Origin of the sequence: Flagellimonas lutimaris (assembly GCF_003581615.1) — a bacterium.
GTDB classification, from domain to species: Bacteria; Bacteroidota; Bacteroidia; order Flavobacteriales; family Flavobacteriaceae; genus Flagellimonas; species Flagellimonas lutimaris.
In genome coordinates this window covers 26,585-39,401 of record NZ_QXFH01000076.1, presented here as the reverse complement: position 1 = coordinate 39,401, position 12,817 = coordinate 26,585, and the positions used below count along the sequence as shown (strand labels likewise).

Sequence of the window (12,817 nt, the reverse complement as noted above, 5' to 3'; positions counted from 1 at the left end):
CAGTCACGGTCGAGAACCATTCAAAATGAAAATAGAAGATTTAATTTCCCAAATACATCAAAAAAAATCATTTCTCTGTGTTGGCCTCGACACAGATTTAGATAAAATTCCAAAACATCTTCTAAAAGACGAAGATCCCATTTTTTCTTTCAACAAGGCCATTATTGATGCTACACATCCCTTTTGTGTGGCCTACAAGCCCAATATTGCTTTTTATGAAGCCTATGGTCTGCAGGGATGGAAATCTTTGGACCGCACCATGGAATATTTAAATGTCAATCATCCAGAAATGTTCACGATTGCAGATGCCAAACGTGGAGATATCGGGAACACATCCACGAGATATGCCAAGGCATTTTTCGAGACCATGGATTTTGATTCCATCACTATCGCACCCTATATGGGCAAAGACTCTGTCGAACCCTTTTTGGAGTTCGAGGATAGGCATACCATTTTATTGGCACTAACATCTAATCAAGGTGCATTTGATTTTCAGACTAGAAATGTGGATGGTCAGGAATTGTATAAAGAGGTTTTATCCGTGTCCAAAACGTATAAAGGCGCTGAAAGATTAATGTATGTTGTTGGTGCGACTAAGGCTACGTATCTAGAAGATATCAGAAAAATTGTACCAGAAAACTTTTTATTGGTGCCAGGGGTAGGTGCGCAAGGCGGAAGTTTGCAAGAAGTTTGCAAATATGGAATTACCAAGGATGTAGGTTTGCTGGTAAATTCCTCACGAGGTATTTTATATGCATCAACAGGGTTGGATTTTGCAAATATCGCTGCGAAAAAGGCACAAGAAATCCAACAGGAAATGGCTGTTGAATTGGCAAAACTAGCCTAAAGCTTAGGCTAAGCTCTCCAATACCTTTTTTAGGCTCTGCGCTTTTCTTTTGAAGAATTCTCCCAATTGGCTATCCTTACCAGATACGCTGGCAGCTTTCTCCATAAAATGGTTGTGCATTACTTCCAAAACTGATGCTGCTTGGCTTACACTGGTGATCGGTGTGACTGACCCAACTTTACAATACTGATTATTCATAGCTCTCAAGATTTGTTAATAACAAAGATACGTTCAAAACAGGCTGATGGACTATGATAAATGTTGGTATACGTCTAAAAATCAGGTTATTTATCTAAAATTTAACGTAAAGTATCTCATATAGTGAATTTGCTTACATTCGGTTAGAATAAAATTAATGTACCTTTAATAAGAGTTGACCAACAGGTTAATGTTGTTTGTATGAGAAAGTTATTATTCATTTTCACATTGTTATTTCAAGTCGTATTGTGCGGGCAGAGTGCGAATAATTGCAATTGCTGCTCCGAAAACCACAGAGCTTTTGATTTTTGGATTGGGGAATGGGAAGTGGTCAATTCCCAAGGTGGTTCTCCTGCAGGTTCAAGTGTAATCCGAAGGGAAGAGGATGGTTGTGTGATTCGAGAAAACTGGACCAGTGCCAAAGCTGGGTATACAGGAACCAGTCTCAATTTCTACAATACCCAAACCAATGAATGGGAACAGTTGTGGATTGATAATGCTGGGGCTTCTCTGAAATTGAAAGGACATCGGGTTGGCAATCAAATGATTTTAACTTCGGATGAATTTACCAAAGCTGATGGCAAAAAATATAGGAACCGTATTACTTGGACCAAAAATGAAGATGGAACTGTTAGGCAACTTTGGGAGGTCCTAGGACAAGAGAATAATGTCTCCATTGCTTTTGATGGGGTTTATCAAAAAGTTGAGAAAACAAAAAACCGGTGAAGAACACCGGTTTTTAAACTAACTAACTCAAAAAAATGCTAACTCAGATAACTTTTACAAAATTCAAGCTTAACCTTCAGGTCAAGGTTAATTTAACTTTAGGATTTTGTTATAATTACTCTTAATTATTGAGCTTATAACGCATTATTTTTCAAGTTATTGCATTATTAATAAAAAATTGTGATTAATCTTGAAGAGCAAAGACCTTTTTTAACAAATCTGTTGTTCTTGACGAAACTTTTGTCCTAATTTCTTTTTCTTCCAAAGCAATCATCGTGTATACCCCTTCCAAAGCTTCATTGGTCGTATAATCGGTTAAATCAGGATTTACATCATTGGTCAAGGGTAAGTTGTTGTACCTCGTAATGATATTGCTCCAGATTTGGTCTGCTCCTACTTTTTGGAAGGAATTCTTGATAATCGGATTAAACTTATTGTACAATTGAGTCTTGGTAGCCTGTTGTAAATACTGGGTGGCTGCATTATCGTTTCCTAAAAGAATCTGTTTGGCATCGTTGAAAGTAATTCCTTTAACAGCATCAACAAAAATGGGAGTTGCTTCGCCTACGGCATCTTCGGCGGCACGATTGATTATTCTCAAACCTTCATCGGCCAAGCTAGATAAACCTATGTCCCGCAAAGTTTTGTCCACTTTTTGTAATTCTTCGGGAAGAAGGATTTTTACCAATTGGTTTTTGTAAAACCCATTTTCGCTGGTCAACTTGTTAACTTGTTTCTCAATGCCCATATTTAAGGCTTCGCGCAAACCTTGAGCTATTTGGTCATTTCCTATACCAGTAGGCCCTTGGGGCAATTGATTCACAACTTGTTGGAGTTCAGCACATCCTACTAGTTGAAATACTAAAATGCATAGCAGTAATCTTTTCATGGTTAAATTTTTAAGTGGATATGAAAATACTTTGAATGCCGCATAAATTGACCGTTTTTAGAACTTTTTAGATGAAATCATCTCAATTTGACAGCAATCCCTGGTATTTACTTTTTTTGGCGTAATTCAAATTTTACAACTAAGCGGATAAGGTAATAGGTTTATCGTCCACAACAATTTCCAAAGCTTCTCCCTCATCGATTTTAAATTCGGCTCCTTCTTGTGTAACCGTTACTTTTAGAACTCTATTTCTAAAATTAAGTTTGAAGGAATACATATCCCATTGCTCGGGAATTTGAGGAGTAAAACAAAGTTTTCCGTCTTTGACGCGCATACCACCAAAACCTTCTACAATACTCATCCAGGTACCTGCCATGGAGGTAATGTGGAGCCCTTCTTCCACTTCTTTGTTGTAATCATCCAAATCCAATCGTGAGGTTCTGAGATAGAAAGTGTACGCTTGTTCCATACGGCCCAATTTTGCTGCCTGTATCGCATGCACACAAGGTGAAAGTGAGGATTCGTGCACCGTGAAAGATTCATAGAAATCGAAATGCTTTTCTAATTCCTTGTTGGTAAAGTGGTCTTCGAAGAAATAAAAGCCTTGCAGGGTGTCCGCTTGCTTAATGTATGGTGATCGGAGAATACGGTCCCAGCTCCAATGTTGGTTAATGGGGCGTTCTTTTTTATCGAGGTCGGCCACACGAATCAAATCTTTGTCCAAGAATCCATCTTGTTGTAGATAAACCCCATGTTCTTCCGAATAGGGGAAGTACATATGGGTAGCTACTTTTTTCCATAAACCGGTTTCATCATTCCCCAATTGGGTTTTATCCAAAATCCTTTTATAGTCATTTGGATGTTCTTGCTGAACGTATTCCAATTGTTCCAACGTATATTCCAAACACCATTTGGCCAAGTAGTTGGTATACCAATTGTTGTTTACGTTGTTCTCGTACTCGTTCGGACCGGTTACTCCGAGCATTACGTATCTGTTGCGGTGTGCAGACCAATTTACTCGTTGTTGCCAAAATCGAGCTATTCCAATAAGTACTTCCAATCCCATTTCTGGTACGTAGCTATAGTCTTGGGTGTACCTTGAATAGTTGAAAATGGCATAGGCTATGGCCCCGTTTCTGTGGATTTCCTCAAAGGTAATCTCCCATTCGTTGTGGCATTCCTCGCCGTTCATGGTAACCATTGGGTAGAGTGCCGCACCATTTGTAAAACCTAATTTTTCGGCATTTTCAATCGCTTTTTCCAGATGATTGTAGCGGTACTTGAGCAGTTTTCGCGCTACTTCTTGGTTTTTGGTGGCCATATAAAATGGAAGACAATAGGCCTCGGTATCCCAATAAGTACTTCCACCATATTTTTCTCCTGTGAATCCTTTTGGTCCAATATTCAGTCGGGAATCGGTTCCTAAATAGGTCTGGTTCAATTGGAAGATGTTGAAACGAATACCTTGTTGTGCCTTTACATCACCTTGGATTGCTATATCGCTCATTTCCCAAATTCGTGCCCAAGCTTTTTTCTGCTCTTCCAAAAGGCCATCAAAGCCAAGAGAAGAAACTTGGTCTAGTGCTGTATGGGCCGCTTCGGTCAATTTATCGGCTTTATGGTTTCGGTCTACTGTATAACCACCATACTTAACCAAACTTACTTTCTCTCCTTTCTTTACTTTTTGAGAGAATTCAAAACCAATAGAAAGTTCTTCTTGGTTAAGCGAATGGGGAGTGTCTTTTATAGTATCTCCATAGACCAAATGGGCTTGCATAAAAGTGCACACATTAAAATTGGTCTTCATGGTGTGCGACTCTATGAAAGCTCTGTTTTTATCTGATTTAATGTTGGTGGTATTCCAAAATTTATCATCCCAGTTACTGTCTTCATTTGTAATTCCAGCATCAATGTATGGCTTAAAAAGTATCTCAGCATCAGCATTAAGGGGTGTAACTTGATAATGAATGGCCCCCACTTCATCATGAGACAGGTTCAAAAAACGTGTCGCAACAACTTCTATTTCAATATTGTTGGGCGTGGTAGCTATAAAGTTTCTTCGGTACCACCCTTCCTTCATATTAAGTTCTCTCTTAAAATTTTTGATGTTGGTACAAGTGGCCAAATCCAAAGGTTCACCGTTTATGCTTACATCGATACCGATCCAATTAGGAGCATTTAATACTTTGGCAAAGTATTCTGGGTATCCATTTTTCCACCATCCAACACGGGTTTTGTCTGGATAATAAACTCCGGCAATATAACTTCCTTGAAAAGTTGGCCCTGAATAGGATTCTTCAAAATTGGCGCGCTGTCCCATAGCTCCATTGCCTATACTAAAAAGGCTTTCGGAGGATTTCACGCGTTCCTTGTCGAAACCTTCTTCAATAATGCTCCATGGATTTGATTGTATATAGTCTTGATTCATCTCAGAATTGATATTTTATTAGTTTGTTTTTGCTTCTTGATTATAAGATACATAATCTTTAATCAGGAAAAAATCACCGTTTTATTATTGTAGACCATGGTTTTTCTTGAAACATGAAGCTTAACGGCACGCGAAAGCACAATACGCTCCAAATCCCTTCCCTTTGCAATAAAATCTTTAACAGAATGCGTATGGGAAACTGTGGTTACATCTTGTTCAATAATAGGCCCTGCGTCCAAATCTTCTGTAACATAGTGGCTCGTTGCACCGATAATTTTTACACCCCGTTCGAAAGCGGCATGGTAGGGTTTTGCTCCTGCAAATGCAGGTAAGAAAGAGTGATGAATGTTTATGATTTTCTGCGGGAATACATCAATCACCTTTGGTGATACTATCTGCATGTATCTCGCTAGCACAATGAAATCCACCCCGTACTTTTTCAAAAGATCGAGCTGCTTGTCCTCGGCCTCAGCTTTGGTTTCTTTGGTCACGGGAATATAGAAATAGGGAATATCAAACTGCTCTGCCACATATTCCAAATCCTTGTGATTGCTCAAAATAAAAGGAATATCCACCGAAAGTTCCCCAGAATTATACCTGCTCAATAAATCATATAAACAATGATTGTATTTGGAGACAAAAATGGCCATTTTTGGTCTGTACACATCGGTATAGGCATCCCACTCCATCCTAAACCCAGTTGCCAATTCTCTTCCAAAATCCTCTTTGAACTTGGTTAAATCCAATTCCTGTTCAAATTCACTCTTTAAACGCATAAAAAACACGCCTGCCTGTTTGTCCACATGCTGGTCAAGGTAGACCACGTTTCCTTTTTGCTGATGAATAAAGGTGGTCACAGAACGGATTATTCCGGATTGGTCAGGACAATTGATAAGAATAGTCAGTTTCATTGGACGCATTTAAGGGGGTAAAATTATGATATTCAAAAAAGGAAGCCCAAACTTTTATTATTTTTTGTATAATCTTAATCAAAATCAATTTTCAATTGCATTTTCCGTAAATTGCAGAGCAAAATTTCACCTTTTATTGCAGATGGAACAAATTAAACCCTACAAGCCTAAACATAAAATCAGAATCGTAACCGCAGCCTCTTTGTTTGATGGTCACGATGCAGCCATCAATATTATGAGAAGAATCATCCAAGCCACAGGGGTTGAGGTGATTCATTTGGGTCACGATAGGAGTGTTGCCGAAGTTGTTGATTGCGCCATTCAAGAAGATGCCAATGCCATTGCAATGACCTCTTACCAAGGGGGGCACAATGAGTATTTTAGGTATATGTTCGATTTATTGAAAGAAAGAGGTGCGGGACACATCAAAATTTTTGGTGGAGGTGGCGGAGTTATCCTTCCGGAAGAAATAAAAGAGCTGATGGATTATGGCATAGAAAGAATCTACTCCCCGGACGATGGTCGGGAAATGGGACTTCAGGGCATGATCAATGATTTGGTGGAGCGTTGTGATACTGCTGTTCCGGATTTAGAATTTCCCAAAGGAAAATCTTTGGAAAATGAATTAGAAAAGAAGCATCCTAATACTTTGGCTCGTTTGATTTCTTTAGCGGAGAACCGTCATGAGGAGTTTGAAAAGTTTCTACCGATAGTAGAAAAAGAACAAGGCAGTGTTCCCGTTTTGGGAATTACAGGTACAGGCGGAGCAGGGAAATCCAGTTTAGTGGATGAATTGGTTCGACGCTTTTTGATTGACTTTCCCGATAAAAATATTGGGATTATTTCTGTAGATCCTTCCAAACGAAAAACGGGAGGAGCACTTTTGGGTGACAGAATCCGAATGAACGCTATCAATAATGAAAGGGTATATATGCGTTCCTTGGCTACGCGTCAGTCCAATTTGGCCTTGTCCAAATATGTGTCCGAGGCTGTTCAAGTGCTGAAGGCTGCCAAATACGACCTGATTATCCTGGAAACCTCTGGAATTGGGCAGTCCGATACCGAAATATTGGAGCATAGCGATGTTTCACTTTATGTGATGACGCCCGAATTTGGTGCGGCAACACAGTTGGAGAAGATTGATATGCTCGACTTTGCGGATATTGTGGCCATCAATAAGTTCGATAAAAGGGGTGCGCTCGATGCCATTCGCGATGTGAAAAAACAATATGCCCGAAACCATGGATTGTGGCATACCAGTGAAGATGAACTGCCCATTTTTGGAACCATTGCTTCTCAGTTTAATGATCCCGGGATGAACAGTCTTTATAAAATGGTGATGGACATCTTGGTGGAAAAAGCAAATTCCACGTTGAACTCTACTATTGAGGTAACACAGGAAATGGCTGAAAAAATCTATGTGATTCCACCAGCACGCACTCGATATTTATCCGAAATAGCCGAAAGCAATAGAGGTTATGATGCGAAGGCGAAGGAAGAATCCAAAATAGCGCAAAAGCTATATGGTGTCTTTTTGACAGTGGCCTCTATCTTGGAAATGGACCAAGAAAAAGCAGAGGAGCTTTTTTTGGATAAATCTGGATTGAACGAAGAGGAAATCGAATCTCATATCAAAAATAAGGAGTCCAAGGAATTGGTTAATCTACTCATCAAGGAGTTTGATAGGATAAAGATGCACTTGAACCCACATCATTGGGAGGCCATTTTAAAATGGAAAGAAAAAGTAAATCGCTACAAAGCCGAAATCTATTCCTTTAAAGTTCGAGACAAAGAAGTCAAGATAAAAACGCATACCGAGTCACTTTCGCACAGTCAAATTCCAAAAGTGGCCTTACCCAAATACAAAGCTTGGGGCGACATTCTACAATGGATTTTACAGGAAAATGTACCAGGGGAATTTCCATATACTTCAGGTCTGTATCCATTTAAAAGAGAAGGGGAGGACCCCACCCGAATGTTTGCAGGTGAAGGAGGTCCTGAACGGACAAACCGACGCTTTCACTATGTGAGTATGGACATGCCCGCGAAGCGCTTATCCACCGCTTTTGATTCGGTGACTTTGTACGGAAACGACCCAGACCATCGCCCAGATATTTATGGAAAAATAGGTAATGCTGGGGTCTCCATTTGTTGCTTGGATGATGCTAAAAAACTGTACTCGGGATTTGACCTTAGCAGTCCAATGACTTCTGTGAGTATGACCATTAATGGTCCCGCACCGATGCTTTTAGCCTTTTTTATGAATGCCGCCATAGATCAGAACTGTGAGAAGTACATCAAAGAAAATGACTTGGAGAAAGAGGTCGAGCGCAAAATCAAAACCATTTTTAAAGATAAAGGAATAGCGCGACCCGATTATTATGGGGAACTTCCTGAAGGGAACGATGGTTTAGGACTTATGCTTTTGGGTGTTACGGGAGACCAAGTACTGCCAGAATCGGTTTATGAGGAGATAAGGGTTAAAACTTTAAACCAGGTTCGTGGTACGGTACAGGCTGATATTTTAAAAGAAGACCAAGCACAAAACACCTGTATTTTTTCAACTGAGTTTGCCCTGAGGTTGATGGGCGATGTACAGGAATATTTTATTGAACAACAGGTTCGTAATTTCTATTCCGTTTCTATTTCGGGCTATCATATTGCCGAGGCAGGTGCTAACCCGATTACTCAATTGGCGTTTACATTATCCAACGGATTCACTTATGTGGAATACTATTTGAGCCGCGGAATGGATATCAACAAGTTTGGTCCCAACCTTTCATTCTTCTTTTCCAATGGTGTGGACCCAGAGTATGCCGTTATTGGACGCGTGGCTCGACGTATTTGGTCCAAAGCCTTAAAAGAAAAGTATGGTGCCAACCCAAGAGCTCAGATGTTGAAATATCATATCCAGACTTCAGGAAGAAGCTTGCATGCTCAGGAAATTGATTTTAACGATATCCGTACCACCCTTCAGGCATTGTATGCGATTTATGATAATTGCAACTCTTTGCATACCAATGCCTATGATGAAGCTATTACTACGCCAACCGAGGAATCTGTTCGCAGGGCGATGGCCATTCAGTTGATTATCAACAAAGAATTGGGATTGGCCAAAAATGAAAATCCGATACAAGGGTCATTTATTATTGAAGAGCTTACAGACTTAGTAGAAGAGGCCGTTTTGATGGAGTTTGATAGAATCACCGAGCGTGGCGGCGTGCTCGGCGCCATGGAAACAATGTATCAGCGTTCCAAAATCCAAGAAGAAAGCCTTCATTATGAAACCTTGAAGCATTCGGGCGAATATCCTATAATTGGGGTAAATACCTTCTTGAGTTCCAAGGGTTCACCTACCATTTTGCCTGCGGAGGTAATCCGGGCCACGGAAACTGAAAAGGAAAATCAAATAAAAACCTTACAGAACCTTCATAAAAGAGAAGCTAGCGAAGCTGAAAAACAGTTGAGTGAATTACAAGAGGTGGCAATCAAGAACGAGAATATTTTTGAGAAATTGATGGAAGCTTCAAAATACTGTTCATTAGGCCAAATTACCGAAGCTCTCTTTCAAGTAGGTGGGCAATACCGAAGAAATATGTAAAAATGGGTTAGTCGTTCTTATTGATCAAGGACTTTCTCCATTTCTTAAAGGAAACCCGGAATATTCGAATCTCCTTGCGAAGGAGGTTCAGGTATTCCTTTTCTTTAACACCGTCCCGTTCCAAGCCATTACAGTAAGCCAAAATGTTACGGGTCATTATATTTACATAAGAGAGACTTCTCATTCTTGAAGAATAGCAATTACTAAGGGCGGCTTGTTCCACTTCTTTGGTAATCAAATCGGCATCTGCCATAAGGGATTTGGAAATATCATCCCGGAAAGAATCAATTTTACGTAATGATAGTATTTCCCTGTTTTGGGTAAAATAAGCCGCAACAGCTTCGCTCATGTCGCGTAGCGCCAAAGATTTACGATAAACACCTAAGGAGTTAAGAGAATTTCTCTCCATTTCTAACAGCAATTTTGACTCATAAAATTACGCACGAATTAAATTTTTTTACTTTTGTTATTAAAGCGATTATTTGATTTAGCTTTTAAAAGCAAAAAAATATTGGTAAATTACTTTTGATATGAAGATAGATGACCTGAATTGGCAAATATTAAATCATCTGCAACAAAATGCGAGGGAGTCCTTTGCCAATATTGGAAGGAAAATTGGGTTGACACCACCCGCCGTGGCGGAACGCGTTAAAAAGATGGAGGACCTTGGGGTCATAGAACGTTACTGTGCTAGTATTTCCTATGTGGAGGTAGGATATCAGTTAAAAGCCATTATTATGTTACGTGCCTTTATGGGGAAGCTGAAACCATTTTTGGATAAGGTCAAAACTTTTCAGGAAGTGGTGAATTGTTACCGGATTACGGGTAATGAAAATATTATAATGGAGGTTGTTCTTCGGGACCAATCCCATTTGGAAAAATTTATCGATGAACTTATTGTTTATGGGGAATGTAGGACCCATATCGTGCTTTCCAAAGTTGTTGGCAATGCGCCAATCAAAAAAAACAAGGCAGGTAAATAGTTATTGGAATAATTTGATGATTCCGAAACCAACTTTGGCTAGATTTTTGATTAAATTGAATTATGAGAAAAACATGTTTGTTACCGCTTCTGACTATTTTTTGCACACTTTCTGTCTTTTCGCAACAAATGGTTTTAAAAAAGGGAGAGATCATTGAAAATCTTTCGGTAAATGATTCAACCGAAAATACCTATTCCATTTATATTCCAAAGAAATTTTCCATGGACAAAAAGTGGCCTTTGCTCATGATTTTTGATACTGAGGGAAAGGAGAAAAGTGCTCTTTCCATGTTTGTAATAGCGGCTGAAAATGAAGGCTATGTTTTAGCTGCGCCAAAATTGACAGATAGTGTTTCCTTGAGTAAGAATATGGTCTTGACCAGCCAGATAATCCAAAAGGTGACTGGTTTGTTGCCGATTCATGCCGATAGAATTTATGCCGCTGGCGAGGACACGGGAGGTCAATTCGCGAGCTTGGTGCCTATTCTCATTAAAGGGGTCAATGGAGCTATGTCAATAGGTGCTTCTTTGGCCAATAGAGAACTTATTAACATAAAGGAGTCTTTTCATTTTGTGGGTATCGTGAATAAGGAGAACTATAATTACCCCTTTATGCTAACAGACGCCAAACTTTTAGACCGATATAAATTCCCTAATCAGGTTTTGCTCTATGATGGGAATGGCGAATGGCCAGGAGTTTCGTACATAGAAAAGGGGATGCAGCTCTTTACTTTGGATGCGATGGGGAGACAATGGATTCCAAAGGATTCCACCTTTATAGAAAAAGCATATCAAGAGGACCTGGCGAAAGTGAATCAACTAAAAAGTATTGGTGATTTGTTGTGGGCCGAGCAATACTTAACTCAAATGATGTCTATGTATGGGGCTTTGAAGAATATGGATTCTCTTAGGTCGGTCCAGAGGGATCTCAGAAGGGGCAAAGCATACAAAGTATTGAAAAGGGCGGAAAATGCTGCTTTTTTACAGGAGTCCATGCTTAAAGAGGATTACCAATATTATATGGAAGAGGATGTTTACACCTATAATTTTAATAATTTGGGTTGGTGGAACCATCAAATGGGGGTTATAGATAAATTTATTTCCAGTTCAAAACCTTTTGAAAAGCAAATGGGTCATCGATTAAAGGGGTTTGTAAACGTCTTGGCAGAGGATAACATAAAAATTGTATTATCAGAAGAAGTGGTTGATGAAGATGCTCTTGCATTTTTATATATGCTGAAAACTATTTTAGAGCCAGACAATTACGAGTTTTATTTGCAAACCATTTCCCTGAGTGCTAAAAATGATGATTTTGGAACCTCGTTATTCTATTTGGAAGAAGTATTGAAAAAAGGTTTCAAGGACAAGGAAAAACTTTATAGTCTTGAAAATACTGCGTTGTTCCGTATTACACCTGAATTTAACGAGCTGGTTTCAAAATATTTGGATGATGCACGGTACGATATCAAGTTGGATGAAAATTAGTCCTAACACTTCATTGGGTTTACTTATTTAGTTTAAGCTGTATTTTTGTATAAATATCATTGTGAATGAGATATGCAATCTTACTTTCTGTAATTTTTTTAACGTCCTGTGGACAAGGTAAAAAGTATCATGACAAAGAAAAAACGGTAGCAGTAGAATCCGATTTGGTCGCAGATATTCTGAATTACCAGAAAGAGCAAAATGAAAGTTTCAAGGATCCTGATTCATCTCCTCTGCCTGATAAGTACCGCAAAGACTTTGAGGGGCTTGATTTTTTTAACCCCGATACTTCGTATATCGTAAAAGCACGTTTTGAAAGAACCCCAAATGCAGAACCGTTTTTTATGCCTACTACTACGGATAGGGAAAGTCAAGAAGTTGTTTACGGAATTGCATATTTTACCTTGAACGGTACCAAGCATCAATTGGAAGTGTACCAAAGTTTGGAGTTGTTGGAGGATGAAGAATATGAGGATTATTTGTTTTTGCCTTTTTTGGACAATACCAATGGAGAAGAAACGTATGGTGGCGGTCGGTATATAGATTTAAGCATCCCGGTAGGTGATACTTTGGTGATTGACTTTAACAAAGCATACAATCCTTATTGTGTTTATAACAAAAAGTACTCCTGCCCTCTAGTGCCAAGGCAAAATTATTTGAGAACTATGGTGAGAGCAGGAGTGAAAAATTTTAACAAGGATTAAAAAAAAGCCTTAATCCTAATGGAATAAGGCTTTTTTCGTACCATAT

Annotated in this window: 11 protein-coding genes; 6 read left to right on the top strand and 5 right to left on the bottom strand. The window is 39.2% G+C overall.

The window, feature by feature from the left end; translation table 11 throughout:
• Nucleotides 1-25: 25 nt before the first annotated feature.
• The gene (pyrF, locus tag D2V08_RS13240) at nucleotides 26-847 is read left to right on the top strand and encodes an orotidine-5'-phosphate decarboxylase (RefSeq protein WP_119608640.1); all 822 of its coding nucleotides are present in this window, start codon (nucleotides 26-28) and stop codon (nucleotides 845-847) included.
• A 3-nt stretch (nucleotides 848-850) separates the two neighbouring features.
• On the opposite strand, the gene D2V08_RS13235 is transcribed toward pyrF, so the two are convergent.
• Nucleotides 851-1,045, bottom strand: a complete 195-nt coding sequence (locus D2V08_RS13235) for a hypothetical protein (RefSeq protein ID WP_119608639.1) — start codon at nucleotides 1,043-1,045, stop codon at nucleotides 851-853.
• A gap of 201 nt (nucleotides 1,046-1,246) precedes the next feature.
• On the opposite strand from D2V08_RS13235, the gene D2V08_RS13230 reads away from it, so the two are divergent.
• Nucleotides 1,247-1,771, top strand: coding sequence for a hypothetical protein (locus tag D2V08_RS13230; RefSeq protein WP_119608638.1), 525 nt, complete (start codon nucleotides 1,247-1,249; stop codon nucleotides 1,769-1,771).
• A 184-nt stretch (nucleotides 1,772-1,955) separates the two neighbouring features.
• Here the strand turns inward: D2V08_RS13230 and D2V08_RS13225 are convergent, their stop codons facing one another.
• The 3 genes from D2V08_RS13225 to purU all read right to left on the bottom strand — a co-directional run bounded on the left by D2V08_RS13225 (nucleotide 1,956) and on the right by purU (nucleotide 5,999).
• The gene (locus tag D2V08_RS13225) at nucleotides 1,956-2,660 is read right to left on the bottom strand and encodes a DUF4197 domain-containing protein (protein ID WP_119608637.1); all 705 of its coding nucleotides are present in this window, start codon (nucleotides 2,658-2,660) and stop codon (nucleotides 1,956-1,958) included.
• Between the two features lie 139 nt (nucleotides 2,661-2,799).
• Nucleotides 2,800-5,088 carry a glycoside hydrolase family 65 protein gene (locus tag D2V08_RS13220; RefSeq protein ID WP_119608636.1) on the bottom strand — a complete coding sequence of 763 codons (2,289 nt, stop codon included), beginning with the start codon at nucleotides 5,086-5,088 and terminating at the stop codon, nucleotides 2,800-2,802.
• A 62-nt stretch (nucleotides 5,089-5,150) separates the two neighbouring features.
• On the bottom strand, nucleotides 5,151-5,999 hold the full coding sequence (gene purU / locus D2V08_RS13215; RefSeq protein ID WP_119608635.1) for a formyltetrahydrofolate deformylase: 849 nt from the start codon (nucleotides 5,997-5,999) through the stop codon (nucleotides 5,151-5,153).
• Nucleotides 6,000-6,141: 142 nt separating this feature from the next.
• Between purU and D2V08_RS13210 the strand changes: the two genes are divergently transcribed.
• A complete protein-coding gene (locus tag D2V08_RS13210) occupies nucleotides 6,142-9,600 on the top strand; it encodes a methylmalonyl-CoA mutase family protein (protein WP_119608812.1) in 3,459 nt (1,152 codons plus the stop codon).
• Nucleotides 9,601-9,607: 7 nt separating this feature from the next.
• Here the strand turns inward: D2V08_RS13210 and D2V08_RS13205 are convergent, their stop codons facing one another.
• Complete coding sequence (locus D2V08_RS13205; protein WP_119608634.1) at nucleotides 9,608-10,009, bottom strand: hypothetical protein; 402 nt, start codon at nucleotides 10,007-10,009, stop codon at nucleotides 9,608-9,610.
• A 121-nt stretch (nucleotides 10,010-10,130) separates the two neighbouring features.
• On the opposite strand from D2V08_RS13205, the gene D2V08_RS13200 reads away from it, so the two are divergent.
• The 3 genes from D2V08_RS13200 (at nucleotide 10,131) to D2V08_RS13190 (ending at nucleotide 12,771) form a co-directional block, all read left to right on the top strand.
• Entirely contained in the window at nucleotides 10,131-10,583 is a 453-nt protein-coding gene (locus tag D2V08_RS13200) for an Lrp/AsnC family transcriptional regulator (protein WP_119608633.1), read from the top strand.
• A gap of 128 nt (nucleotides 10,584-10,711) precedes the next feature.
• Nucleotides 10,712-12,067 (top strand): alpha/beta hydrolase, encoded by a 1,356-nt coding sequence (locus D2V08_RS13195; protein WP_245980588.1) that lies wholly within the window; start codon nucleotides 10,712-10,714, stop codon nucleotides 12,065-12,067.
• A gap of 65 nt (nucleotides 12,068-12,132) precedes the next feature.
• Complete coding sequence (locus D2V08_RS13190) at nucleotides 12,133-12,771, top strand: DUF1684 domain-containing protein (protein WP_119608631.1); 639 nt, start codon at nucleotides 12,133-12,135, stop codon at nucleotides 12,769-12,771.
• The last annotated feature ends 46 nt before the right edge of the window (nucleotides 12,772-12,817 follow it).